This is a genomic window from Streptomyces sp. 8N706, from assembly GCF_052245415.1.
In the GTDB taxonomy this organism is placed as follows: Bacteria; Actinomycetota; Actinomycetes; order Streptomycetales; family Streptomycetaceae; genus Streptomyces.
Map to the genome: position 1 here is coordinate 1 of NZ_JBQQBW010000039.1, position 23,724 is coordinate 23,724.

The following is a 23,724-nucleotide window of genomic DNA, read 5'->3' on the forward strand; positions in this document are numbered from 1 at the left end:
GCCGCCCACCCAGGGGTGAGCCCAGGACCTGGGCGAGCACTGGCCACCGGCGGGAGGGGGCCGGGGTCGTAGGGGTGGGGGTTCTGGAAACTTCCGTATATTTGTGGGCCGCCAGGCCCGTAAATAGACGTTCCAGGACCCCCAGCCCCGGAGGGCCCGGCCCCCGACCGGAACCCCGTACACCAGCCAATGCCCCCAGGCGGCCAGGTCGCACCGGAAGCGGCGAGCCAGCCCAGACGGAGAGGCACCCGAGCAGCCCAGCGCCCGAGTGCCCAAGCGGCCGTGCGGCCGTGCGGCCGTGCGGGCAACCCCACCACGGGGGGCGGGACGACGCCCGGGCCATGAGCGGGACGATGCCACGAGCACAAGCCGGACGAACGACCCCGGCAGGAGCAGTACGAAACACCCCGCCGGGAGGGCTCAGAGCTCGACCGACGCCGCGATCGGCAGATGGTCGCTCCCGGTCTCCGGCAGTGACCACGACGACACCGGCTCCAGCCCCCGCACCATGATCTGGTCGATCCGGGCCATCGGGAACGTCGCCGGCCAGCTGAAGCCGAAGCCGTCGCCGGCCGCACCCTGTGTGGACCGCATCTGTGAGGTGACCGGGGCCAGCGACCGGTCGTTCATGGTCCCGTTGAGGTCGCCGAGGAGCACGACCTTGGCCACGCTCTCGTCCGCGATGGCGTTCCCCAGCGCATCAGCGCTGTCGTCCCGCTGTCCGGCGGTGAAGCCCGCGTTGAACTTCACGCGCACCGACGGAAGATGAGCGACGTAGACCGCGACCTGGCCCTTCGGGGTCTCCACGGTGCTCCGCAGCGCCCGCGTCCAGCCGAGCTTGATGTCGACCGGGCGGGTGTCGCTCAGCGGGTACTTGCTCCAGATCCCGACGGTGCCCTGCACGGAGTGGTACTTGTACGTGCCCGCCAGGGCCCTCTCGTACGTTGGCAGGTCGGTCCCGGTCAGCTCCTCCAGGGCCACGACATCCGCACCGGAGCCCGCCACTTCGCCCGCCGTGCCCTCCGGGTCGGCGTTCTCGGCGTTCACGTTGTGCGTGGCCACCGTGAGCTCACCGTCGGAGCCCGACTTGCTCCCGACCAGTCCGCCGAAGAGGTTCAGCCAGACCACGGCCAGCAGCCCCAGCGCGACGAGCGCGGTCGCCGAACGGCGTACCACAGCGCACAGGAACAGCAGCGGGATACCGAGGCCCAGCCACGGAAGGAAGGTCTCCAGCAGGCTGCCGAGGTTGCCGACGGTGTTGGGGACCTCGGCGTGGAAGGCCATCAGCCCGGTGAGCAGGAGGGCGAACACCGCGATGAGGATGCCGCGCCGCCAGGCGCCGGGCCCTCTCCACCCCTGGAACAGGCGCCGGGCGCGGGATCCGGGTCGCTCGTCTCCCGAGCTGCCGCGTCCCGTAACCGTTGTGTACGCCTGCGTCATGTGCCGTTCCTCGCTCGCCTCGCGCGCTGCTCTCCGCCTACGCACCATAGGCGATGACCAGTGGCTTCCTGTGCCGTCCCGGGACGGCTGGTCTCCCAGCAGGACGAGTGGGACGGCACGGCGGGTTCCGGCCCGCACCCGGCCGCGGTCCGCTGTGACAGAACCTGGACAAACGAGCACGCCGGGTGCCCCGGACCGTGAACGGACGGCCGCAAACGGGCTGCCGCCGTTCGACCGCCCGGTGGGTGAACGACCGACGTCCACCGTCCTCGTCCGGCCTCGAAGAACCATGCCTCGAAAGACAGATCCTCGAAGGCCAAGACCTCGAACGGCCAACGCCCGGCCCCGCCCGACCGGTCGAACGGTTCCCCGGCCCGCAGCCCGTACAGCCCGCGGACCACCGGCCAGGGACAGCAGGCAACGGACCGCAGGCAACAAACCGCGGACAACGGGCCGCGGACAAGATCGGACCGCGATCGAACAAGCGAGCGCCCGGGGGGAGCGGCTCATCCCTGTCGCTCACCCGTTGGCGGGCCGAGCGGCCGTACCCCCTGGAGCACCGTGTCCACGATCTGCTCGGCGAGCCCCTCGGGCAGCTCCTTCCACTCCTGCAGGACGACGCGGGCGAGCATCGGCCCGACGAACAGATCGGCGAGCAGACCGAGATCCACATCGTCCCGTATCTCGCCGGAGGCGGCCCCGCGCCGCAGTACGGCGAGGACGGCGTCCCGCCGCGCCTGGACGACCGTCTCGTGGTACCGCTTCCACAGCGTGGGGTGCGACCGGACCTCGGCGACCACGGCGCGCAGCACGGCCGAGGAGCGCTTGGCCAGTCCGCGCCGCCGCAGGAACTCCAGCATGACCACGAGGTCGTCCCGGACGGAGAGCCCCGCGGGCTCGGGCGTGTGGAGATCCAGCGAGCGCATGACATCGAGCAGCAGCGCTTCCTTGCCGGACCAGCGCCGGTAGACGGTGGCCTTGCCCACTCCGGCCTCGCGGGCGATCCGCTCGATGGACAGCTCGCCGACCGTGACGCCCTCCTCCAGGAGCCGCAGGACCGCCTCGATGATCGCCGTACCGGCGGCGGCGTTCCGCGGCCGTCCACGCCGCTCCCCGGACGCGGCCCCTCCGGCGGGTAGGGCCCCGGAAGCAGGTGGAAGCCGGGAAGACCCCTCAGCCGGAACCGCGCCGGACGGCGGTACGGCACCGGCATCCGGAACACGACCCTTATCCGGTGCGCCCCCCGAAGCCGCCGGGGTGCTCATCGCTCCGCCTGCGCCGGGTCTGCCTCGGTCCCGTGCTGCGCGGCCGCGGCTCCGCCGCTGCCCCTGCTCTCCGGGCGTCCTGGCAGGAAGAGGGCCACGACGCCGGCGCCGACCAGGGCCGCGGCGGACGCACAGAGGGCGGTCGAGTGCATGGCGTGGACGAAAGCGTCGTGGGCCGGTCGCACCAGCGCCCTGCCCGCCGGTCCCATCCGCTCGGCGACCGCGAGGGTTCCCTCGATCGACTCGCCGGCGGTGTGCCGCGCACCGGACGGCAGTGCGCGGAGCCGGTCCTGGATGCCCGCGCGGTAGCTGGTGGACAGCACCGATCCGAGGACGGCGACCCCCAGTGCCCCGCCGATCTGCCGGAACACATTGTTGATCGCGGATCCGGAGCCCGCCTTCTCACGCGGCAGTGACTGCATGACCGACGTGGTGACGGACGGCATCGAGTACGCCATGCCCGTGCCCTGCACGAAGAACAGCACCTCCAGCACCCAGATGGGTGTCTCCCGGCCGAGCAGGGTGAACCCGGCGAGGGCCGCGGCCACGAGCAGCAGCCCGGCCGTGCACACCGCGCGGGGACCGAACCGCTCGACCATGAGGCGGGCGCGAGGGGCCAGCACGAGCTGCGTGACGGCCAGCGGCAGGACGAGCACCCCGGTCTGGAGCGGGGTGTAGCCGCGGACGCTCTGGATGTAGAAGACGCTGAAGAACGTCACCCCCATCATCGCGAAGAAGACAAGGGTGCCCGCGCCCACGGCCGCCGAGAACGCGGGCTTGCGGAAGTACGAGACATCGAAGGCCGGATGGTCGCTGCGCCGCTCGTGGACCACGAATACGGCCAGCACGGCGGCCCCGGCGCCGATGGCGCCCAGCACCCGCGGATCCCCGAAGTCGCCGAGCTCGCCGCCCCGGATGATCCCGTACGCCAGTACCACCAGCCCGACGATGGAGAGCAGGACGCCCAGCGGGTCGAGGCGGCCGGGGTCGGGGTCCCTGGACTCCGGGACGAGGAGCAGCATGCCGATCACCCCCAGCGCCACCACCGGCACGTTGATGAGGAAGACGGAGCCCCACCAGAAGTGCTCGAGCAGCAGCCCGCCGGTGATCGGGCCGGCCGCGATGGCGATCCCGACGCCGCCGACCCAGAAGCCGATCGCCCGGGGCTGCTCGTCGCGCTCGAAGACGTTCATCAGGATGGCGAGCGTGGCGGGCATCACGAAGGCGCCACCGACCCCCATCACGGCACGGAAGGCGATGAGCTGGGCGGGCGAGTCGGAGACGGCGGCGAGCACCGAGCCCGCGCCGAAGACCGCCATGCCGCCGAGGAGGACCTTCTTGCGGCCCAGCCGGTCGCCGAGGAGTCCGGCGGTGAGGAGGAAGCCCGCGAAGACCAGCGTGTAGGCGTTGACAGCCCACTCCAGCTCGCTCTGGGTGGCGCCGAGCCCGGTCGGCGGGGGTGCGGCGATCGTCTTCATCGCCACATTCAGGATCGAGTTGTCCAGCACCACGATCAGCAGGCTGAACATCAGCACGGCCAGGATGAGCCAGCGGCGGCGGTGTACCGCCTCCGGGACGGTACGGGTGGCGGACACGCCGCGAGAGATCACCATATACACCACTTTACTCTGATTTCGATACGGCGCCGTTCCGTATCGAAATCGCTGGGGCAGGCCTGCGAACCTGCCGGAACACGGACCGGAGGGCCCGCCGGAAGACCGCGTTTCCTGCGCCCCTTTCCCGGCACGGCGCCAGGTGCCACCATGGAGCTGGTCCGGGGACGCCGTCAGGGCGCCTCGAGATGACGAAGGAGCCGCTGCCATGACGCACGTTTCGCCTGCCCGGAGCGCAACCACCGACGCCGCCAAGGCCGACAGCAGCAAGGCGCTGTACGGGGGCAAGGGCACCCGGCGCATCACCGTCCGCGACATCGCCGCCGCCAAGCACCGCGGCGAGAAGTGGCCCATGCTCACCGCCTACGACGCGATGACCGCCGCCGTCTTCGACGAGGCCGGCATCCCGGTCCTGCTCGTCGGCGACTCGATGGGCAACTGTCACCTCGGATACGAGTCCACCGTCCCGGTGACGATGGAGGAGATGACCCTGCTCTCCGCCGCGGTGGTCCGCGGCACCCGGCGCGCCCTCATCGTCGGCGACCTGCCCTTCGGCTCGTACCAGGAGGGCCCGGTCCAGGCGCTGCGGAACGCCACCCGGCTGGTGAAGGACGCCGGCGTCGGCGCCGTGAAGCTCGAGGGCGGCGAGCGCTCCGCCGACCAGATCGAGATGCTCGTCCAGGCGGGCATCCCGGTGATGGCACACGTCGGCCTCACCCCGCAGTCCGTCAACGCCTACGGCGGCTACCCGGTCCAGGGCCGCGGCGAGGAGGCGGCACAGCAGCTGCGGCGCGACGCCAAGGCGGTCCAGGACGCGGGCGCGTTCGCGGTCGTCCTCGAGCTCGTACCGTCCGAGCTGGCCGCCGAGGTCACCCGCTCGCTGCACATCCCGACGGTCGGCATCGGCGCGGGTCCGGAGTGCGACGCGCAGGTACTGGTCTGGACCGACATGGCCGGCATGACGAGCGGCCGGGTCCCCCGTTTCGTCAAGCAGTACGCGCAGCTGCGCGACGTCCTCGGCGGCGCCGCGAAGGCGTTCGCGGAGGACGTCGTCGGAGGGGCGTACCCGACCCAGGAGCACAGCTTCCACTGAGCGTTCCCCGAGCGGGGAGCTCGCCCGTCGGTGGGCGCCGTCGCCCGGCGGCGCCCCCGGGCGAGGGGCCGCCTCCCCCGCCGACAGCCCGCCGATTTCCCCCGTCGGCGGGCTGTCGGCGTTCTGTCGGTGCGTTGTCAGTGGGGCCTGGCACTGTGGTCCGCATGACACACACCGACAAGAGCCCCAGCGGGGGCAACGCCGTCGAAGTACGGGGGCTGGTCAAGCACTTCGGCGACACCAGGGCCGTCGACGGTGTGGACCTCGACGTGAAGGAAGGCACCGTTCTCGGCGTCCTCGGACCGAACGGCGCCGGCAAGACCACTCTCGTCCGCTGCCTCTCCACCCTCCTGGTGCCGGACGCCGGCACGGCCACCGTGGCCGGGTACGACGTGGTGAGGCAGCCCCGGCAACTGCGCCGCACCATCGGCCTGACGGGGCAGTACGCCTCGGTGGACGAGAAGCTCTCCGGCTGGGAGAACCTCTACATGATCGGGCGGTTGCTCGATCTGTCCCGCAGGGAGGCCCGTGCCCGCGCCGACGAGCTGCTGGAGCGGTTCTCGCTCACCGAGGCGGCCAAGCGGCCGGCGCAGCAGTACTCCGGCGGTATGCGGCGCCGCCTGGATCTGGCCGCGTCCATGATCGGCCGCCCGGCCGTGCTGTATCTGGACGAGCCGACGACGGGCCTCGACCCGCGCACCCGGAACGAGGTGTGGGAGGAGGTCCGGGGGATGGTCGCCGACGGCGCGACCGTGCTGCTCACCACCCAGTACATGGAAGAGGCCGAGCAGCTGGCCGGCGAGCTGACGGTCATCGACCGCGGCAAGGTCATCGCCGAGGGCCGGGTGAACGAGCTCAAGGCGAAGGTCGGCGGCCGCACGCTGCAGATCCGCCCGGCCGATCCGGGCGAGCTGCACCGCATGGTCGGCGCCCTCGCGCACGCCGGTCTCGACGGCATCGGGGGCGCCACCGCGGATGTGGACGAGGGCCTGGTCAACGTCCCGATCATCAGCGACGAGCAGCTCACCGCGGTGATAGGCCTGTTGGGCGAGCGGGGATTCGCGATCGCCGGAATCGACACCCATCTGCCCAGCCTGGACGAGGTGTTCCTGGCCATCACCGGCCAGAAGGCCTCCACGCCGGACGGCACCGCCCCCGAGCTCGAGGAGATCGCCGCATGAGCGCCACCACACTGCAGCCGGGCGGACGGTCCGCCGGGGTGCTGCCCGACGAGGGGCGGATCGGTCCGCGGGCGAACGCGCGGCACATCGGCGCGCTGGTGCGCCGCAACGCCCTGCAGATCAAGCAGGATCCGGAGTCGATGTTCGACGCCGTGCTGATGCCGATCATCTTCACCCTGCTGTTCGTGTACGTCTTCGGTGGCGCGGTCGGCGGCAGTCTGGGCGGCGGCCGGGAGATGTACATCAACTACGTCATCCCCGGTCTGATGGCGATGGGCGGCCTGAACATCGCGATGTCGGTCGGCACCGGAGTCAACGACGACTTCAACAAGGGGGTGATGGACCGTTTCCGCACCATGCCCATTGCCCGCTCCTCGGTGCTGATAGCCAAGCTCGTCGTGGAGAGCGGCAGGATGCTCGTGTCGACCCTGGTCCTGCTGAGCGTGGCCTTCCTCATCGGCTTCGACCTCAAGACCGGACCGCTCGAGCTGCTCGGTGCGGTGGCTCTGGCGCTGGCCTTCGGCTCCTCGCTGACCTGGATCTTCATGCTCCTGGGGCTCTCCCTGAAGACCCCTCAGGCGGTCCAGGGCGTGGGCTTCCTCGCCATCATGCCGCTGCAGTTCGGATCGTCGATCTTCGCGCCGCCGGGGTCGATGCCTGGCTGGCTGGAGGCCTTCACTCAGTACAACCCGCTGTCCCAACTGGCGGACGCGGCGCGGGCGCTGCTGAACGGCCAGGGCGCGGTCGCCCACCCGGTCCTGGTCACTATGGCGTGGGCGGTCGGCATCACGGTGGTGACGGCGCCACTGGCGGTGTCGAGGTTCCGCAGCAGGACCTGAGCCCGCGCCATGCGCGGCTCAGACCAGGGCGGTGGCCTCCTCCAGCGTGAGGCCGCCGCCCTCGGTGTGCCACCGTTCGTACGCCGTGTCACCCAGCACCGCCCGCGCGTCCGCCTCCGCGGCCGCCTCGTCCGCCAGCCGTTCGAAGCGGTGCAGATCGATCGCGTCGGGCTCGGCGCACAGCAGGTACCCACCGTTCACGGATGCGACGGCGGTATGGCCGAGCGCCCGCCGCAGCCGTCCGACCAGGGCCTGGAGCGCCCCCATGCCGTCGGAGGGCGGATCCCCGTCCCAGATCTCGGAGATCAGCGCCTCGGCGGTGCGCACCCGGCCGGGGTGCAGGGCCAGCGCGGTGAGCAGGGCGCGCAGTCGTACGCCGCCGAGGGCGACGGGGGTCCAGTCGTCCCGGTGGGCCTGTGTGGTGCCGAGTATGCCGAAGCGCACGGCTCATCCTCCTTGACGGCCGCCTTCTCCCGGAGGACCACCGGTCTCCCCCAGGACCGCCGCTCCTCGATGACCACCGGCCGCCGGACCATCACGCCGGAGCGCCCGGAGCAGCCGGAGCACCCGGGACACCCGGAGCCCTCGCAGCACCCGTTGCACCCGGCGCAGCCGAAGCGTCCCGCCCGGCAGCGACACCCCTGGCGTCCATGGCCTCCCGCGCATCCGCGCCATCCAGGCCACCCAAGCCGTCACAGCCGTCCAGCCCGTCCGATGTCTCCAGCGCCACCAGTACGCCCGTCTCCTGGCGCTGGAAGACCGCACCCCCGGGAGTCATCCGCTCCTCCTCCCCGAAGGACCCGAACCACTTGGGGCAGGTCGGCTCGGGCCGCAGCCACCGCTCCCCGGGCACCGGCACATACGTCCGCGAGCCGGGCGCCGACTCCCGGAAACCCTGGGTCACCACCTGGATGCCCCGGACGCGGCCCGCGGTCGGCGGGACCTCCTCCGGTTCCGGGCCGTGCTCACTGACGGACAGCAGGCCGCTGAGCCGCGCCCGCGAGGGGTACGGCGGCGGCACCACCCAGAGGGCCGTCAGACCCCCGGCCCGCAGCACCGCCCCCTCCTCCTCACCCTCGCCGCTCAGCGGCGCGAGCACGCCCTCGACCTCGGTGAAGCAGTCCTCCCAGACGCCCGGCGTCAGATCGGCCGGGGGTTCCAGCTGCACGATCCATTCGACGTCGTCGCCGACGGAGAAGGGAGTGCCACAGCATTCCATCTCCCAGGCGGGGTAGTGGATTTTCCAGATCGCCATACCCTCACCCTGCCCGGAACTCGGGGCCTCGCGCGCGTCGTTTTCCCTGCGCCGCCCGCCGGACCCGGCGGACCCACCGGTACGGTCGGGGATTCCGGCCCGGGTTCAGGGCGCCGACCAGGCGGCCGAGCGGCCCCGGCCGTGCCACGGCAGTACGGGCCCGTACTGCCGCTGTCCGACGACCTCGCGGCCCCGCCGCCCCACCGTCCCCCACCCCTGGAGCCCCGCCGATGACCACCGCCATCACCCGGAGCGACCGCCGGGTCAGCCCCGTCTTCCTGGCACTTGTCGCGATCATGAGCGTCTCGGCCTGGGCGGTGTGGACGGACTACGCGGGAAGCACGGGCCTCGCCGTGTTCCTCTTCGTCGTCTCCGGCTGGATCGTGTCGCTCTGCCTGCATGAGTACGCCCATGCGCGTACCGCGTTGCACGGCGGTGACATCTCCATCGAGGCCAAGGGATATCTCACCCTCAATCCACTCAAATACACCCATGCACTGTTGAGCATCGTGTTGCCGGTCCTCTTCGTGATCATGGGAGGTATCGGTCTGCCGGGCGGGGCGGTGTTCATCGAGCGCGGACGGATCAGGGGCCGCTGGAAGCACAGTCTGATCTCCGCCGCCGGGCCGCTGACGAATGTGCTGTTCGCGATGGCCATGACCGCGCCGTTCTGGCTCGGCGCCCTGGAGGGCGTCCCGGAGCCGTTCCGCTACGCCCTGGCGTTCCTGGCGCTGCTCCAGGTGACCGCGGCGATTCTCAACTTCCTGCCGGTGCCGGGACTGGACGGCTACGGCGTGGTCGAGCCCTGGCTCTCCGCCGGTCTGCGCCGCCAGGTGGAACCGTTCGCGCCCTTCGGGCTCATCGCGGTGTTCGGTCTGCTGTGGGTGCCGGAGATCAACCAGGTCTTCTTCACCGCGGTGGATGCGGTCCTGGGGACCCTGGGCGTCCCGGAGGGGGACACCTACTGGGGGCTGGAGTACTTCCGCTTCTGGCAGGGCGAGCCTCAGGTGCCGCTCAGCCCGTGACGCTCCGGTCCTCCCGCTGACGGGCGTCGGCGGCGCGCTCGGCCCTGGCCTTGCGCACATAGAACCAGGCCATATTGGACGAGACGGCCGCCATCATGATCCAGACGATGCCGAGCAGGCTGCCCCGGGTGAAGGAGACGACCGCGGCGGCGAGAGCCAGCACGCAGACGAGGACGGCGTAGACGGCGAGGCGGGGCATGAGGGTCGGCTTCCTGTCCGGGAGGGGCGGTCCCGGCCATTGTCCCCCACGCCCCGCCGCCGCTGTCCCCCACGCCCCGCGCCGCTCACACGTCGGTGATCCGCAGACCCGCGTGGGCCTTGTAGCGGCGGTTCACCGAGATGAGGTTGGCCACCAGCGACTCGACCTGGTGGGCGTTGCGCAGCCGGCCCGCGAAGATCCCGCGCATTCCCGGGATACGGCCCGCCAGCGCCTGGACGAGATCGGTGTCCGCCCGGTTCTCGCCGAGCACCATCACATCGGTGTCGATCTCGTCGGTCTCCGGGTCCTGGAGCAGTACCGCGGACAGATGGTGGAATGCGGCCGTCACCCGGGACTCGGGCAGCAGCGCGGCGGCCTGCTCGGCGGCGCTGCCCTCCTCCGGCTTGAGGGCGTAGGCGCCCTTCTTGTCGAAACCGAGGGGATTGACGCAGTCGACGACCAGCTTGCCCGCGAGCTCCGCGCGCAGGGCCTCCAGCGTCTTGGCGTGCCCGTCCCACGGCACCGCGACGATCACGATGTCGCTGCGGCGCGAGCACTCGGCGTTGTCGGCGCCCTCGATGCCGAGGCCCAGCTCCTGGGCGGCCGTCTCCGCGCGCTCGGCGGCCCGCGAACCGATGATCACCTTCTGGCCCGCCTTGGCCAGCCGGTAGGCGAGGCCGCGTCCCTGGTCACCGGTGCCGCCGAGCACGCCGACCACCAGGCCGGACACATCGGGGAGGTCCCAGGGGTCCTTCGCGGGAGCTTTCTTCACGGCGTCAGGAGCAGCATCAGGAGTAGTCATACCGCGATCCTGCCAGCTCGGCTCGGCTCACTTCACGCTGCCCTCGGTCAGGCCCGTCCGCCAGTACCGCTGGAGCACCCCCATGAGGATCATCAGCGGGACCACGGAGAGGAAGGCGCCGCCCACCGTGTACTGGTACAGCACCGGCTGCCGGTCGGCGTAGCCCTGCCAGGCGGTGAGGCCGAGCTGGATCGGATAGAGGCCGGAGTCCGAGAGCATCACCAGGGGCAGGAAGAAGTTGGTCCAGATATGGACGAACTGAAAGAGGAAGACGGTGACGAGCGCGGGCGTCATCAGCCGCAGGGCGAGACCGGCGAAGATCCGCCCCTCACCGGCGCCGTCGATCCGGGCGGCCTCCAGCAGCGAGTCCGGGACCGCCGCGGCGGCGTAGATCCGGCAGAGGTAGACCCCGAAGGGGCTGACGGCGCTGGGGACCAGCACCGCCCAGTAGGTGTTCGACAGACCCAGCTCGCTGAAGAGGAGATAGAGCGGGAGCGCGAGGGCGGTGCCGGGGATCAGCACTCCGGCGAGGACGAGATTGAAGACCCCTTCCCGGCCAGGGAAGGGGAACTTCGCCAGGCCGTAGCCCGCGGCGGCGGAGAGCAGGGTCGCGACGACGGCCCCGACACCGGCGTAGAGCAGGCTGTTGCCGAACCAGCGGAGGTAGATGCCGTCGTCGTACGTCAGCACGTCCCCGAGGTACCGCAGCGGGTGCGGGTCGGCGAACCAGAGGCCGAACGTGCCGAACAGGTCCTGGCTGCTCTTGGTCGCGGACACGACCAGCCAGTAGACGGGGACGAGGAAATAGACGGCGGCGACGGCGAGCAGCGAGGCCGTGATGACGCGGTGGCGCAGGGGCGGTACGGCGGGCCCGCGGGGCCCGCCCGCGCCGGTGGCTCCGGAGACCCGGGCGCCTCGGGTGGGTTCGGGGGCCTTCCCCTCGGATACGAGCGTCATGTGCCGCCGTCCCTCCCCCGCCGTCCTGTGATCCGCAGGAAGCCGAAGGACAGGACGCACGCGACGAGCGCGAGCAGCACCGCCTCCGCCGCCGCGGCGTGCTGGTTGTTGCTGGTGAACGCCTCGTTGTACGCGTGGAGGTTGGGCGTGTAGCCGGAGTCGATGGTGTTGGTGAGCGGACGCAGCACCATCGGTTCGGCGAAGAGCTGGAGGGTGCCGATGATGCTGAAGACGGTGGTGAGGACCAGCGCGGGCCGGAGGAGGGGCAGTTTGATGTGCCGCGCGACCTGCCAGGCGTTCGCCCCGTCGATCCGCGCCGCCTCGTAGAGCTCGTTCGGTACGGCTTTCAGCTGGGCGATCAGTACGAGCATGTTGTAGCCGGTGAACTGCCAGGTGACGATGTTGGCGATGGACCACAGGACGGTGTCACGGGCCAGGAAGTCCAGGTCCCAGCCCGCCCCCCGCGCCATCTCGACGAACGGGCTGATGCCCGGCACGTAGAGAAAGCCCCAGAGGATCGAGGCGATCACTCCGGGCACCCCGTACGGCAGGAAGAAGGCGGTGCGGAAGAAGCCGACCCAGCGCGCGGAGGCGGCCTCCAGCAGCAGGGCGAGCGTCGTGGCGAGCACGATCATCACCGGGATCTGTACGGCGCCGAAGAGCACCACCCGTCCGACCGCGGCCACGAAACTGTCGTTCCCGAGCGCCTGGGCGTAGTTGTCGAGTCCCGCGAAGACCTCCTCGGGTCCGCCGCCGAGGCCCAGCGGCCCGGACCGCTCGACCTTCAGCAGGCTCTCGTACACGGCGTAGCCGATGGGCGCGAGAAAGCAGAGCAGGAAGAGGGCCAGGAAGGGCAGCAGGAAGCCGGCGGCGGCGCGGGCGTTGCGTGCTTCGGTGCGGGTGAAGCTCCTCACCCGGCCTCCACTTTCAGGCCCTTGGCCCGGAGGTCCGCGACGGTCTGCTTCTGCACCTTCGCGAGGACGGACCGGAAGGAGTCGCCGTCACCGAGCGCCGCGGTGAAGGCGTCGCCGAGCCGCTGGTAGAGGGTGTCCACGCCCGGGCCCCACTGCCAGCTGGTGTCCACCGCCCGGCCCGCCGCCGCGAAGACCTCGCTGTACCGCTGGCCGCCGAAGAAGTCGCGCTGGCCCTCCAGATCCGCGTTGCTCCAGCCCTGTTTGGCGCTGGGCCAGCCGTAGCCACCCTCGATCAGCAGCTTTATCGACGCGGGGTCGGTGTTCAGCCAGACCGCGAAGTCCACTGCGTCCTGGGGGTACTTGGAGCTCTTGAAGACCGAGGTGGTCGAGCCGCCCCAGTTCGCCGAGGCGTTGTCGCCCTTCTTCCACTGCGGCAGCGGTGCGACCCGCCAGGTACCGGCCGTCTTCGGCGCGTTTCCCACCAGCAGCGCGTCGCCCCAGCTGGCACCGATCCAGGAGGCCATGTCACCGGTCTGGATGTCCTTGTACCAGGCGTTCTGCCGGTCCGGAATCGTCTTGACCAGCTTCTGCCGGACCAGCGACTCCCAGTAGTCGGCGACGCGCCGGGTCGGCCCGTCGTCGATATGGACCCTCCAGGTGTCGTCGCTCGCGTCGAACCAGCGCGCGCCGGCCTGCCAGGCGTATCCGGCGAAGCGGTTGCCGTTGGTCGGTGCGAACGTCTCGATCCAGGCGCCCTTCTTACGGATCGCCTTGGCGGCGGCCTGGTACTCGTCCCAGGTCCGCGGGGTGTCGATGTCCCACGCGTCGAAGCGGTCCTTCCGGACGAACAGGCCCATCGGCCCGGACGCCTGCGGGATCGCGAAGACGCCCTTGCCGAAGACGCTCTGCTGCCACTGCCAGCCCTCGAACCGGCCCCTGACCTCCGCGGCCCCGTACTGCGTCAGGTCGAGGAGCCCGTCGTCGAGCAGAAAGCTGGGGACGACCGGGTACTCGATCTGGCCGAGGTCCGGCGGGTTGCCCGCCTTGATGGCGGCGTGCATCTTGGCGTACTGGGCGCCGTTGACCGCCGATACCTTCTCCAGCTTGATCCTGACGTCGGGGTTCTGGCTGTTCCACAGATCGACGGGCTTGTCGATGCCCGGTACCCAGGACCAGAAGGTCAGCGTGACCTTCTCGCCCGCCTTGCGCCCGGCGGGCTTCTTCTCGCCGCCGTCTCCCGAGTCGCCGCAGCCGGCGAGGGCGAAGCCGGCGGCCGCGGCAGCGGCGCCGCCGAGGACCGCACGGCGGTCCGGGCCATTTGAGCTCATGACAGCTCCTCCACGGGGACACGGCGGAAGGTGATGGTGGTGTACGCGCTGAAGTCACCGGTCTCGTAGAGCAGTCCGACATGGGTGCGGTCGATGCGTACGAGATCGGAGTAGGCGGCGGGGAGCCCGTCGACGGTGTGCACGGGCCGCCAGGTCACCCCGCGGTCACGGCTGGCCCGCAGGGTCATCAGGGCCCGGAAGCCGGGGTCGGCGGGCCCGGAGAAGAGCAGCACGTCCGGCTCCCCCAGGTACAGCACACTGCCCTCGACGACGGGCCCGGTGAGCCCGGCCTGCGGTCGGAAGGGCCGCTCCAGGGTCGCCCCGCCGTCGCCGGAGTACGCGTCGGCCCGGGTCCCGGGAGCAGGCGAGTCGTTGCGGCAGTTGACGTAGACGCGCCCGTCGGGGAGTTCGGCGGCGGTCGTCTCATTGGCGTTGATGTAGCCGTTGGACTTGCTGTCGGTGTAGCCGATGCGCCAGCTCTCGCCGCCGTCGTCGCTGAGCAGCGCGTGGCCGCCGTCGTACCTGCCCTCGGCACCGGTGTCGGAGCCCGTGGGCGCGGCGGAGTGGTTGCCGGGGACGACGATCCTTCCCGCGTGCGGGCCGTGCCGTAACCGGATCGCATGGCCGGGGGTGGTGGCGTACCAGCGCCAGCCGGGCTTCTTGACCGCTTTGGTGATCTCGCGGGCAGCACTCCAGCTCTCGCCGTGGTCGTCGCTGTGCTGCACCCAGACGCGGCGCCCGTCGGCCGCCGGGACCTCTCCCCGCCGGATGAGCTGCTCGGTGGCGTCGGCGGCGTTGCGCACCTGCACCAGGACGATCCGGCCGCTGTCCAGGACCACCGGGGCGGGGTTCCCGGCGGTGTCGTCGCCGTTCTCCGCCACCACCCGCAGGGGCCCCCAGGTGCGGCCGCCGTCGGTGGAGCTCTTGAGGACGACATCGATGTCCCCGAAGTCCTCGCGCGAGTCGACGCGCCCTTCGGCGAAGGCCAGCAGCGCGCCGTCGGCGGCGAGGACCACGGCCGGAATGCGGAAGCTCGCATACCCATCGTCCCCGGCCCGGAAGGGCACGGACGTCTCGTACGCAGCCACGCCGACCGCCATCCGCCCTCCCGATGCTCCATTGCACGCGAGTACTCATGACCGGACGTAGGACGTCCTGTGTCCTGCGGTGACCATAGGGAGCGCCCAAGGGGGCGTCAAGGCACGCGACATGGTCCGTCACCCGAAAGGCCAGCGGAACTCTCGCCGGTGGAACGGCGGGTGAACAACAGCCGACAGGCCTGCCTGACGGCTGTATGACCATCGGACCGCAGGTCTGGTGCGGAGTCCGCGCGGAAGCCGGAACGGTCAGTGGCCGCGGCCCCGACGGAACCCGTTCCGGTACGCGCCCGGCGGGGCGCCGAACCGGGCGCGGAAGACGCGGCTGAAGTGGTACGGGCTCGCGAACCCCGAGGCGGCGGCCACCCGGTCGACGGGGAGGTCCGTCACCTCCAGGAGCCGGGCGGCATGCCGCAGCCGCGCGTCGCGCACCATCCGCATCGGGGTCCGGCCCCGTTGGGCGGAGAACAGATGAGCCAGCCTCGACGGCGACAACCCCACGTGGGCGGCGAGCGACCCCACCGTATGAGCGGCCGCCGGATCGGCCGCGATCAGCGCCTCCAACCGCCGCACCCGGGGGTCCACTTCACCGGCCGCGTGCGTACGGTCCGCTCCGGCGGCTACGGGGACCGCGCCCGCGGCCGTACGGGCCGCTCCGGCGGCCGCGGTGGCGAGGAGCAGCATTTCCTCGACGGCGCCGAGCGCCAGCTCACGCGCCGTCACCCCCTGGGCCACCACAGCCCTGAAGCGCGACGGAACGGCCGACGGCGGCATGGCGGGCGGCTCGGGCGGCGCTCCGTCGCCGGACCAGCGGGCGTCGGCGAGCACCCGGCGCACAGCCGCGTCGACACGCGGGCGTACGGCCGGCGGCACGGGTGAGACGGCGTGCAGCCCGCCGCCGACGCCGTACGGCCTGAGCCAGGTCTGCCAGGAGGGCCTGGCCTGGCAGTGCACCCACCAGAACGCCCAGCGGTCGGCACCGGGCGCGACGCCGTAGTGGTGCGGCACCTCCGGGCCGAGGGCGACCAGGTCGCCCTCGCGCGCATCGACCTCGGCGCCGCCCTGCCGCAGGCTCCCCTGCCCGGCGACCGTCCAGGTGAACAGCCAGCTCTCCGCTCCCCGCGGCCGGTGTACGGCGTAGCCGGGCCCTTCGTCGTAGCAGCCCGCGGTGAGCACCTCGGCGGGCGGGGACGGCGTCGGCTCCTGGGCGGGCCGGGACGCGGCGGGCCCTGCGGAACCGATCGAACCGACCGAACCGACCGCATGGACGGAATCGGCAGAATCGACAGAATCGGGCAGATGCTCAGCACTCACGGACATCGCCCGGCCCCTGGCGTCTGCCTAGCGTCAGGAGCAGTGCGCCCGGCACGGCCGCCCGCCCGGAAGAGGTTCCGCATGGCCATCACAGGCAGGAGCGTAACGGCCGGCCCGGAGGCCGGCCGGCAGCGATTCGACGAGGACGGCTTCACCGTCGTGCGAGGTCTGTTCGGCCCGGAGGAGATCGAGGAACTGTGCCGGGAGTTCATGGCGCTGCACGCCGCGGGCCGCATCCCCGGACACTTCGAGCCCCGTCCGCAGCAGCCGGGAGGCCCGTACGACCCGCTGCGCGCGTATCCACGGGTGATGCATCCGCACGAGGTCAACGAACGCGCCCTGCGGTTCCTGCTCGACGCACGCCTGAGGACGCTCCTGGAGGAGCTGCTCGGCGAGGAGGTGCTCGCCGCGCAGAGCATGTTCTACTTCAAGCCGCCGGGCGCCCGTGGCCAGGCCCTCCATCAGGACAACTTCTATCTGCGGGTCGAGCCGGGCACCTGTGTCGCGGCGTGGGTGGCCTGCGACCGGATCGACCGGCACAACGGCGGCCTCCAGGTCGTTCCGGGAACCCACCGTATGGAGGTGTTCTGCCCCGAGGAGGCCGACCCCTCGCTGTCCTTCGCCAGGGAATACGTGCCTCCGCCGCCCGGGCTCGAACCAGTGCCGGTCGATATGGCCCCGGGGGACGTACTGTTCTTCAACGGCAGCCTGGTGCACGGCTCGGGGCCCAACCGTACGGAGGACCGGTTCCGGCGCTCCTTCATCGGCCACTACGTGGGACGTTCGGCGCGGCGCATCGGAAGCTGGTACCGGACCATCTCGATGAGCGGTGAGCGCGTGCCCCTCCAGGACAACCAGGAGGCGGGCCCCTGCGGCACGGATTTCGAGGGGGGCACGGGCCCGCACTGACATCCGACGGACGCGGGGGCGCGGGTACGAGGGGGCTGAGTCCGTATCGGCGGGCCCGGCTGCCGAACGGCCGGAGGAAGCGGCCGCCCGTACGGATGAAAACCGGCCAACCGCCCCTCGCCGCCTCCGGCCATACGGCAAGATGCGCCGCCATGGATGCCGTACGGGTCGCGCTGCTGCGCGAAGTTCTCGCCGGAACCGAGTGGCTGGAATCCACCCGGCACTTCGCCGGGACGTTACGAGCCTCCGTCGAGCCGCACGGCGGAGGACTGCTGCTGGTGGGCAGCGAGCAGTACGAACCGTGGCATCTGGCGGCGCATCTCGACGACGAGGCGGCCTGGTCCGGGCTGCCGGAGCTGTCGCCCACGCTCGTACGGCACCGGGTCCGCCCGGGGGAGCCTCCGCACCTGGCCGTCGGGCTCGGCAGGATCGAGGCGGCGCGGCGCGGCGAGACCCTGCTGGTGGTGGCGCCGGACACCCCGGGCGAGGCGCTGCTGGAGCGGGTGCACGACGCGCGGCGGGCCGGGGCGACGGTGCTCGCGCTCGACGGCGGCGACCGGGATCTGGAGGCTTTGGCGCACGAGGCGCTGGCCGTGCCGGGCAGCGGGCCGCCGGGGAACGGGACGCCGGGGAACGCGGGACCGTTGTCACCGGCCGGGCCGGACAGCGGGGGCGCGACCCCGGAGGAGGAGTCGGAGATCGGGCTGGACACCATACAACACCTGGTCAGCGCCGCGGCCGGGGAGAACCGCCTGCCCGCGCCCCGCAGCCGGCGCAGCTTCCGCTACCGGCTGTCCCGAATAGCCGAGCACCTGACGTCCCCGCCGCCTCCCCGCTGGTGAATCAACGGCCCGCCGCCTCAGCGTCCGGCGGCGCCGCCTCGTGGCTCCTCGGGCTCGTCGTGCCAGCGCGGGTCGGTCTCCCAGGCACGATTGCGCTCGGCGGCCTTCTCCATGGCGTGCTCGGCCTCGATACGGCTGGGGTACGGCCCGAACCGGTTGAGGGCCGGGCACTCCGGCCCCTCCTCGACCTTCTGGTGTTCGAGGCAGTAGTACCACTCGCCGGGTTTGCCGGTCCTTCTCCTCTTGAACAGCGCCATGGCGGGCTCCTCTCTCTGGCGCCATGTTTCCCGATGCGGCCTCGATACACTCGCTGGCATGTCCAGCCAGTCGCTTCTCGCCCCCGGGACCCTGTCCCCCACCCGCTCCGTGCCCTCGTCGATCCCGCGTCCCGAGTACGTGGGGAAGGACGCCCCCAGCCCGTACGCCGGGCCCGAGGTGCAGGACGCCGAAACCATCGAGCGCATGCGCGTGGCGGGGCGGATCGCCGCGCAGGCGATGGCGGAGGCGGCCCGGCACATCACACCGGGGGTCACCACGGACGAACTGGACCGCGTGGCGCACGAGTTCATGTGCGACCACGGAGCGTACCCGTCGACGCTGGGCTACCGCCGCTTCCCGAAGTCGCTCTGCTCGTCCGTGAACGAGGTCATCTGCCACGGCATCCCCGACTCGACCGTGCTGCGCGACGGCGACATCGTGAATCTCGACGTCACCGCCTACATCCACGGCGTACACGGTGACAACAACGCCACCTATCTCTGCGGGGATGTCGACGAGGAGTCCCGGCTGCTGGTCGAGCGGACGCGTGAGTCCCTGAACCGCGCGATCAAGGCGGTCAGGCCGGGCCGGCAGATCAACATCATCGGCCGGGTCATCGAGTCCTACGCGAAGCGCTTCGGCTACGGCGTGGTCCGTGACTTCACCGGCCACGGCATCAATGAGTCGTTCCACTCCGGGCTGATCATCCCGCACTACGACAGCCCGCACGCGACGACCGTCATCCAGCCGGGCATGACCTTCACCATCGAGCCCATGCTCACGCTGGGCACCCATGAGTACGACATGTGGGAGGACGGCTGGACGGTCGTGACGAAGGACCGCAGGCGCACGGCGCAGTTCGAGCACACCCTCGTGGTCACGGACACGGGTGCGGAGATCCTCACACTGCCGTAGGCTGGTTTTGCCGACAGCTCGTCGGGAAGCCATTGACTTAGGTAAGCCTAAGTTGGAAGAATCACGGGTGACGGTCGCCCGCACCCGCATCCGCCACCGTCGTCCGTGCTTCTCCCCTTCCCGTCCCACCGGTCCCCGGAGGCCCGCCTTGGACGCAGCCGACGCAACGCCGTTCTCCACGCTCATCCGCACCGCCTCGCACGAGCGGCACACCGAGGCCGAGAGTTCGACGTTCATGAGCGACATGCTCGGCGGGAAGCTCGGCGTGGAGGCGTACGCCCGCTACACCGAACAGCTGTGGTTCGTGTACCGGGCGCTGGAGGACGCGGCGGAGCAGCTGTCCGACGACCCCGTCGCCGGTCCCTTCGTACGCCGCCGTGAGCTGCTGCGCGTGGCGTCCCTGGAGCGTGACCTCGCCCATCTGCACGGCGGCGGGGACTGGCGCGCGGCCCCGGAGCCCCTGCCCGCGACGGCGGCCTACGCGGCGCGCGTGACCGAGGTCGCCAGGGACTGGCCGGCGGGATATGTGGCCCACCACTACACCCGTTACCTGGGGGATCTCTCCGGCGGCCAGATCATCCGCTCGACAGCCGAGAGGACCTGGGGCTTCGCCCGCAAGGGCGACGGGGTGCGCTTCTACGTCTTCGCGGACATCGCCAACCCGGCGGCCTTCAAACGCGAGTACCGCGAGCTGCTGGACGCCCTCCCGGTGGACGACCTGGAGAAGCACCGGGTCATAGAGGAATGCAAACGCGCGTTCGCGCTGAACACGGCGGTCTTCCGCGAGCTGGGCGACCACTTCACTCCCCACAGGGGCCCCCTCAGCGCGTAGGCCGGGCGCCCCGCGGCGCGGCACACCCCCCGGGGGCCTGCCGACGCCCTCCGCTGATCGGAAGCGGGGCCTCGCGGACTACGCCGACGAGGCGCCGCAGGCCGTGGACACGTGCCCGCCCTCGCCCGTCGCGCCGGCCGTCCCGGCACAGTCCGCCCGTTGACGGCTGAACTGCTCATAGGAGACGGGGAGTTCGTCGCACCCGTAGCTCCGCTGCCGGGAGTGACGAGCGGCGGCGCAGCCTTCTGTCCCTGCTCGACCGCCAGGTACAGGCTGACGTGGCGGAGTTCACAGGGATGTGTTTCCGGCCCGTTCGGGGAGGGAGGAACGCGGGGGTTTCGAGGCACGGGTGGGGCCCGGTTGTTTCCCGGTGATGCCCGACGGGCCACCGGCCGTGCCGGACCGGCACCTGCGGGGAGCGGGTGCCGCGGGCCCGCCGGGCCGGGGCGCGGCTCCGCCACCACAGGACACCCCCAGGAGCGGCGGCGCCGTACGCAGACGTGATGCCGCGCCGCCCGGCGAACGGCCGTGCGGCCGAAGGCGGCGGTGGGGCGCTCCCCGTCGAGCCCCGGGTGCGGCCCGTCGACGGTTCGGCGAGGCCGCCGCCGTATACGGAGCCGGGCCGGGGCCCGAGCGCACGCCGATACCGGCGAGCCGACTGGACCGTAAGAATTCAGCCGTGGCGCGAAGGTGAACCCAAGGCGTATGGCGCAGCAAAAATCAGCAAACGCCAGCGGACGTACACCTGTTTGACATACCGTCGCAGGCACCTTGCGCACCACTCACTTGGGGAAGTGACTGGTGCGCTTCTTCGGTCGCGAGGTGCCAGGGGGGTCCATGCGACGCAGCGGTATGCCCTATTCCGGGTCGATAAGACCGATATCGGCACGGACAGCTATGCCTGGTCGGCGCAGCGACAAGTCGACATGGTATCTGCCCGTGGCCCTCGCCACGGACGTGCTGGGAATCTCTCTGCCCGTCCTCGTCGTTTTCGTCAGCACAGTGCAACCGCACCCGTTCCTGGCCGCGCTCGCCGCGACGGCCGTCTGGCTCGGTGTACGGGCGTCGCACCGCCGTTACACCACCCAGGCGCTGGGCGAGTCCCGAGGTGTACTGCCCGTACTCCACGACTGGTTGACGTTACTCGGGCTGCTCGCCGTCGCCCGGATCGCCGTCGGGGAGAGCTCCGATCCGGCGCTCGCCCTGCTGGCGCTGTCGGTCGCGCCGCCCGCTGCCGTCGTCTGCCGCAAGGCGACCCACCGGCATCTCACCGCGCTGCGGCGCGAGGCGCAGTCGGTGGACCGCGTGCTGGTGATCGGTGAGCCCGGCGCGGCCGATGATGTGATCGAACATCTGGCGGCGCGGACCGACCACGCGTATGTGGTGACCGGGGTGATCCCCGTCGGAGAGGGCCGGCTGACCTCCGGAGTGCCCGCCCTGACCAGGCTCGGCTCCACCCCTCCCACCGCCCCCGACGAGGACTGGGTGCCGGTGCTCGCCGCGGCCGAGCAGCTGGGCGCCGAACTGGTCCTCGTGGCCGCCGGCCCCCGGCTCAGCGGCGAGCGACTGCGCCGCCTCTCCTGGGCTCTGCACGACGCCGGCCTGCCGCTGGCGGTCTCGCCGGGACTCACCGAGGTCGCCCTGCGACGGCTCCGCTCCGTCACCGTCGCCGGGCTGTCGCTGCTGCACATCGCGCCGCCCACGCGGCGCGGACTGCACATGGTCCTCAAGTCGGTGCTCGACCGCACGGGCGCGGCGCTCGGACTGCTGCTGCTGGCACCGCTGTACGGGCTGCTGGCGCTGGCGGTACGGCTGGACTCCCCCGGCCCCGTACTCCACCGGCAGACCCGGGTCGGGCAGCACGGTGTGCCCTTCACCATGTGGAAGTTCCGCACGATGGTGGCGGACGCGGAGCGGCGCAGGGCCGAGCTCACGGCCGTCAATGAGCAGGACGGCCCGCTCTTCAAGATGCGGCGCGACCCGCGCGTGACCCGCATCGGCCGCCGTCTGCGCCGCAGTTCGCTCGACGAGCTGCCCCAGCTGGTGAATGTGGTGCGCGGTGAGATGTCCCTGGTGGGTCCGCGCCCGCCGCTCCCCGAAGAGGTGGCGCAGTACGACGCGGTGGAGATGCGGCGGCTCACGGTGAAGCCGGGGCTGACCGGCCTGTGGCAGATCAGCGGGCGCTCCGACCTGTCGTGGGACGAGACCGTGGCGCTGGACCTGCGGTACGCGGACAACTGGTCGATCGGCGGCGACCTCGACGTCATCGCCCGTACGCTGCGCGCCGTCGTCGACGGCCGCGGAGCCTACTGAGCGGCGAGGTACGCGTGACCAGTGCGCATGTCGCCGTCCGCCCCGGGCGGACCGGCGAACGGACCAGACGGACCACGCCGGGCGGGCACACCGCCGTACGCCCGCAACCGGCCGGCCCGGCCCGGCGGAAGAAGGCCCGGGCCGGGTCGGCCGGGTCAGACGGCGCCGGAGGCGCGCCAGTCCTCGTACACCGCCGCGATCCCGTCCCGCAGCGCGATCCTCGGCTTCCAGCCGAGGGAGGCGATCCGCGTGATGTCCAGCAGCTTGCGAGGGGTGCCGTCCGGCTTCGACGCGTCGAAGGCGATGCGCCCCTTGTACTTGGCCACCTCCCGTACCGTTTCAGCAAGTTCACGGATCGTCAGGTCCTTACCGCAGCCGACGTTGAGCGGCTCCTCGCCGTCGTAGGAGCGGAGCAGCACCGCACAGGCCGCCGCGAGATCGTCGACATGGAGGAACTCGCGGCGCGGAGTGCCACTGCCCCACAGGACGACCTCCTCGCGCCCGTCGCGCTTCGCCTCGTGGAACCGGCGGATGAGCGCGGGCAGGACATGCGAGGTCTCCAGGTCGAAGTTGTCACCGGGCCCGTAGAGGTTGGTGGGCATCGCGGAGATGTAGGAGGCGCCGTACTGGCGCCGGTAGGACTGCACCTGCACGACGCCGGCGATCTTGGCGAGCGCGTACGGCTCGTTGGTCGGCTCCAGCGGCCCGGTGAGCAGCGCCTCCTCGCGGATCGGCTGGGGCGCGAGCTTGGGGTAGATGCAGGAGGAGCCGAGGAAGAGCAGCCGGCCCACTCCGGCGGCGTGCGCACCCGCGATCACGCTGAGCTGGATCCGCAGGTTGTCCTCGAGGAACTGCACCGGATAGGTGCTGTTGGCCATGATGCCGCCCACCTTGGCGGCGGCCAGGACGACGGCGTCCGGCCGGATGTCGCGCAGAAAGGTTTCGGTCCGCGCCGCGTCGCGCAGATCGAGCTCACCCCGGCCGCGGGTGATCACGTCGTGGCCGTCGGCGGTGAGACGGCGGGTGATCGCGGACCCGACCAGGCCGCGGTGGCCCGCCACGAATATCCGGGCCCCGTCCGGCAGCAGCACCGGCCCGGTTCCGGTCTCGGTCTCGGTCTCGGCGGGAGAGGGGTCCGGCCCGGCCGTGGGCTCACGTCCACCGGTCCGGGCACCGGGGGGCGTCCCCGGGGAAGTCACAGCAGTCATGGCACCGGATTGTGCCAGCGCGGATCGCCCGCCAGAGAGCGAATGCTCATATCCCGCTGAAAGAACAATTTTTTCGGTTTTCCCAACATTTTTCACCTCCGGGCCGCGCAGGCCCGGCACCCAGG

Annotated in this window: 22 protein-coding genes and 1 pseudogene; 9 read left to right on the forward strand and 14 right to left on the reverse strand. The window is 71.4% G+C overall.

The window, feature by feature from the left end; all coding sequences use genetic code 11:
* Positions 1-420: 420 nt before the first annotated feature.
* The 3 genes from ACTWQE_RS16910 to ACTWQE_RS16920 all read right to left on the reverse strand — a co-directional run bounded on the left by ACTWQE_RS16910 (position 421) and on the right by ACTWQE_RS16920 (position 4,318).
* On the reverse strand, positions 421-1,440 hold the full coding sequence (locus tag ACTWQE_RS16910) for an endonuclease/exonuclease/phosphatase family protein (protein ID WP_443329773.1): 1,020 nt from the start codon (positions 1,438-1,440) through the stop codon (positions 421-423).
* Between the two features lie 506 nt (positions 1,441-1,946).
* Positions 1,947-2,705, reverse strand: a complete 759-nt coding sequence (locus tag ACTWQE_RS16915; RefSeq protein ID WP_443329774.1) for a TetR/AcrR family transcriptional regulator — start codon at positions 2,703-2,705, stop codon at positions 1,947-1,949.
* Positions 2,702-4,318 carry an MFS transporter gene (locus ACTWQE_RS16920; RefSeq protein ID WP_443329775.1) on the reverse strand — a complete coding sequence of 539 codons (1,617 nt, stop codon included), beginning with the start codon at positions 4,316-4,318 and terminating at the stop codon, positions 2,702-2,704. The genes ACTWQE_RS16915 and ACTWQE_RS16920 overlap by 4 nt, the downstream gene beginning before the upstream one ends.
* Before the next feature lie 208 nt (positions 4,319-4,526).
* On the opposite strand from ACTWQE_RS16920, the gene panB reads away from it, so the two are divergent.
* The 3 genes from panB (at position 4,527) to ACTWQE_RS16935 (ending at position 7,431) form a co-directional block, all read left to right on the forward strand.
* Positions 4,527-5,411 (forward strand): 3-methyl-2-oxobutanoate hydroxymethyltransferase, encoded by an 885-nt coding sequence (gene panB, locus ACTWQE_RS16925; protein WP_443329776.1) that lies wholly within the window; start codon positions 4,527-4,529, stop codon positions 5,409-5,411.
* Between the two features lie 164 nt (positions 5,412-5,575).
* The gene (locus ACTWQE_RS16930) at positions 5,576-6,592 is read left to right on the forward strand and encodes an ATP-binding cassette domain-containing protein (protein ID WP_443329777.1); all 1,017 of its coding nucleotides are present in this window, start codon (positions 5,576-5,578) and stop codon (positions 6,590-6,592) included.
* Positions 6,589-7,431 (forward strand): ABC transporter permease, encoded by an 843-nt coding sequence (locus ACTWQE_RS16935; RefSeq protein ID WP_443329778.1) that lies wholly within the window; start codon positions 6,589-6,591, stop codon positions 7,429-7,431. The genes ACTWQE_RS16930 and ACTWQE_RS16935 overlap by 4 nt, the downstream gene beginning before the upstream one ends.
* Positions 7,432-7,500: 69 nt before the next feature.
* Here the strand turns inward: ACTWQE_RS16935 and ACTWQE_RS16940 are convergent.
* Positions 7,501-7,875 (reverse strand): annotated as a pseudogene (locus tag ACTWQE_RS16940) (AfsR/SARP family transcriptional regulator); the annotation flags it as partial.
* A 91-nt stretch (positions 7,876-7,966) separates the two neighbouring features.
* On the reverse strand, positions 7,967-8,686 hold the full coding sequence (locus ACTWQE_RS16945; protein ID WP_443329779.1) for a DUF6578 domain-containing protein: 720 nt from the start codon (positions 8,684-8,686) through the stop codon (positions 7,967-7,969).
* A 230-nt stretch (positions 8,687-8,916) separates the two neighbouring features.
* Here ACTWQE_RS16945 and ACTWQE_RS16950 point away from each other — a divergent pair, with 230 nt between their 5' ends.
* Entirely contained in the window at positions 8,917-9,711 is a 795-nt protein-coding gene (locus tag ACTWQE_RS16950; RefSeq protein ID WP_443329780.1) for a site-2 protease family protein, read from the forward strand.
* Here ACTWQE_RS16950 and ACTWQE_RS16955 read toward each other — a convergent pair.
* From ACTWQE_RS16955 to ACTWQE_RS16985, 7 genes are all read right to left on the reverse strand, one after another.
* Positions 9,701-9,910, reverse strand: coding sequence for a hypothetical protein (locus ACTWQE_RS16955; RefSeq protein WP_443329781.1), 210 nt, complete (start codon positions 9,908-9,910; stop codon positions 9,701-9,703). The genes ACTWQE_RS16950 and ACTWQE_RS16955 overlap by 11 nt on opposite strands.
* 85 nt (positions 9,911-9,995) lie before the next feature.
* Positions 9,996-10,712, reverse strand: coding sequence for an NADPH-dependent F420 reductase (npdG, locus tag ACTWQE_RS16960; protein ID WP_443329782.1), 717 nt, complete (start codon positions 10,710-10,712; stop codon positions 9,996-9,998).
* Between the two features lie 27 nt (positions 10,713-10,739).
* Positions 10,740-11,669, reverse strand: a complete 930-nt coding sequence (locus ACTWQE_RS16965; RefSeq protein ID WP_443329783.1) for a carbohydrate ABC transporter permease — start codon at positions 11,667-11,669, stop codon at positions 10,740-10,742.
* Positions 11,666-12,583 (reverse strand): carbohydrate ABC transporter permease, encoded by a 918-nt coding sequence (locus tag ACTWQE_RS16970; RefSeq protein WP_443329784.1) that lies wholly within the window; start codon positions 12,581-12,583, stop codon positions 11,666-11,668. Before ACTWQE_RS16970 ends, ACTWQE_RS16965 begins: the two co-directional genes overlap by 4 nt.
* Positions 12,580-13,911 (reverse strand): ABC transporter substrate-binding protein, encoded by a 1,332-nt coding sequence (locus ACTWQE_RS16975; protein ID WP_443329785.1) that lies wholly within the window; start codon positions 13,909-13,911, stop codon positions 12,580-12,582. Before ACTWQE_RS16975 ends, ACTWQE_RS16970 begins: the two co-directional genes overlap by 4 nt.
* Positions 13,908-15,011, reverse strand: a complete 1,104-nt coding sequence (locus ACTWQE_RS16980; RefSeq protein ID WP_443329786.1) for a sialidase family protein — start codon at positions 15,009-15,011, stop codon at positions 13,908-13,910. The genes ACTWQE_RS16975 and ACTWQE_RS16980 overlap by 4 nt, the downstream gene beginning before the upstream one ends.
* A gap of 246 nt (positions 15,012-15,257) precedes the next feature.
* Positions 15,258-16,328 (reverse strand): helix-turn-helix domain-containing protein, encoded by a 1,071-nt coding sequence (locus ACTWQE_RS16985; protein ID WP_443329787.1) that lies wholly within the window; start codon positions 16,326-16,328, stop codon positions 15,258-15,260.
* A 75-nt stretch (positions 16,329-16,403) separates the two neighbouring features.
* Between ACTWQE_RS16985 and ACTWQE_RS16990 the strand changes: the two genes are divergently transcribed.
* A complete protein-coding gene (locus ACTWQE_RS16990) occupies positions 16,404-17,231 on the forward strand; it encodes a phytanoyl-CoA dioxygenase family protein (RefSeq protein WP_443329788.1) in 828 nt (275 codons plus the stop codon).
* A 152-nt stretch (positions 17,232-17,383) separates the two neighbouring features.
* Complete coding sequence (locus tag ACTWQE_RS16995; RefSeq protein ID WP_443329789.1) at positions 17,384-18,073, forward strand: hypothetical protein; 690 nt, start codon at positions 17,384-17,386, stop codon at positions 18,071-18,073.
* Between the two features lie 17 nt (positions 18,074-18,090).
* On the opposite strand, the gene ACTWQE_RS17000 is transcribed toward ACTWQE_RS16995, so the two are convergent.
* Positions 18,091-18,330, reverse strand: coding sequence for a hypothetical protein (locus ACTWQE_RS17000; protein ID WP_443329790.1), 240 nt, complete (start codon positions 18,328-18,330; stop codon positions 18,091-18,093).
* 58 nt (positions 18,331-18,388) lie between these two features.
* On the opposite strand from ACTWQE_RS17000, the gene map reads away from it, so the two are divergent.
* The 3 genes from map to ACTWQE_RS17015 all read left to right on the forward strand — a co-directional run bounded on the left by map (position 18,389) and on the right by ACTWQE_RS17015 (position 22,391).
* Complete coding sequence (map, locus tag ACTWQE_RS17005; RefSeq protein WP_443329791.1) at positions 18,389-19,246, forward strand: type I methionyl aminopeptidase; 858 nt, start codon at positions 18,389-18,391, stop codon at positions 19,244-19,246.
* 148 nt (positions 19,247-19,394) lie between these two features.
* Entirely contained in the window at positions 19,395-20,078 is a 684-nt protein-coding gene (locus tag ACTWQE_RS17010) for a biliverdin-producing heme oxygenase (protein WP_443329792.1), read from the forward strand.
* Positions 20,079-21,017: 939 nt separating this feature from the next.
* Positions 21,018-22,391, forward strand: a complete 1,374-nt coding sequence (locus tag ACTWQE_RS17015) for a sugar transferase (protein WP_443329793.1) — start codon at positions 21,018-21,020, stop codon at positions 22,389-22,391.
* A 155-nt stretch (positions 22,392-22,546) separates the two neighbouring features.
* Here the strand turns inward: ACTWQE_RS17015 and ACTWQE_RS17020 are convergent, their stop codons facing one another.
* Positions 22,547-23,599: a GDP-L-fucose synthase family protein gene (locus ACTWQE_RS17020; protein WP_443329794.1), complete on the reverse strand. Its 1,053-nt coding sequence runs from the start codon at positions 23,597-23,599 to the stop codon at positions 22,547-22,549.
* Positions 23,600-23,724 lie beyond the last annotated feature (125 nt).

Excerpts from the sequence above, each read along its gene's own strand:
- ACTWQE_RS16910 (WP_443329773.1), bottom strand. The coding sequence starts at position 1,440 with ATGACGCAGGCGTACACAACGGTTACGGGACGCGGCAGCTCGGGAGAC.
- ACTWQE_RS16915 (WP_443329774.1), bottom strand. The coding sequence starts at position 2,705 with ATGAGCACCCCGGCGGCTTCGGGGGGCGCACCGGATAAGGGTCGTGTT.
- ACTWQE_RS16920 (WP_443329775.1), bottom strand. The coding sequence starts at position 4,318 with ATGGTGATCTCTCGCGGCGTGTCCGCCACCCGTACCGTCCCGGAGGCG.
- panB (WP_443329776.1), top strand. The coding sequence starts at position 4,527 with ATGACGCACGTTTCGCCTGCCCGGAGCGCAACCACCGACGCCGCCAAG.
- ACTWQE_RS16930 (WP_443329777.1), top strand. The coding sequence starts at position 5,576 with ATGACACACACCGACAAGAGCCCCAGCGGGGGCAACGCCGTCGAAGTA.
- ACTWQE_RS16935 (WP_443329778.1), top strand. The coding sequence starts at position 6,589 with ATGAGCGCCACCACACTGCAGCCGGGCGGACGGTCCGCCGGGGTGCTG.
- ACTWQE_RS16945 (WP_443329779.1), bottom strand. The coding sequence starts at position 8,686 with ATGGCGATCTGGAAAATCCACTACCCCGCCTGGGAGATGGAATGCTGT.
- ACTWQE_RS16950 (WP_443329780.1), top strand. The coding sequence starts at position 8,917 with ATGACCACCGCCATCACCCGGAGCGACCGCCGGGTCAGCCCCGTCTTC.
- ACTWQE_RS16955 (WP_443329781.1), bottom strand. The coding sequence starts at position 9,910 with ATGCCCCGCCTCGCCGTCTACGCCGTCCTCGTCTGCGTGCTGGCTCTC.
- npdG (WP_443329782.1), bottom strand. The coding sequence starts at position 10,712 with ATGACTACTCCTGATGCTGCTCCTGACGCCGTGAAGAAAGCTCCCGCG.
- ACTWQE_RS16965 (WP_443329783.1), bottom strand. The coding sequence starts at position 11,669 with ATGACGCTCGTATCCGAGGGGAAGGCCCCCGAACCCACCCGAGGCGCC.
- ACTWQE_RS16975 (WP_443329785.1), bottom strand. The coding sequence starts at position 13,911 with ATGAGCTCAAATGGCCCGGACCGCCGTGCGGTCCTCGGCGGCGCCGCT.
- ACTWQE_RS16980 (WP_443329786.1), bottom strand. The coding sequence starts at position 15,011 with ATGGCGGTCGGCGTGGCTGCGTACGAGACGTCCGTGCCCTTCCGGGCC.
- ACTWQE_RS16985 (WP_443329787.1), bottom strand. The coding sequence starts at position 16,328 with ATGTCCGTGAGTGCTGAGCATCTGCCCGATTCTGTCGATTCTGCCGAT.
- ACTWQE_RS16990 (WP_443329788.1), top strand. The coding sequence starts at position 16,404 with ATGGCCATCACAGGCAGGAGCGTAACGGCCGGCCCGGAGGCCGGCCGG.
- ACTWQE_RS16995 (WP_443329789.1), top strand. The coding sequence starts at position 17,384 with ATGGATGCCGTACGGGTCGCGCTGCTGCGCGAAGTTCTCGCCGGAACC.
- ACTWQE_RS17000 (WP_443329790.1), bottom strand. The coding sequence starts at position 18,330 with ATGGCGCTGTTCAAGAGGAGAAGGACCGGCAAACCCGGCGAGTGGTAC.
- map (WP_443329791.1), top strand. The coding sequence starts at position 18,389 with ATGTCCAGCCAGTCGCTTCTCGCCCCCGGGACCCTGTCCCCCACCCGC.
- ACTWQE_RS17020 (WP_443329794.1), bottom strand. The coding sequence starts at position 23,599 with ATGACTGCTGTGACTTCCCCGGGGACGCCCCCCGGTGCCCGGACCGGT.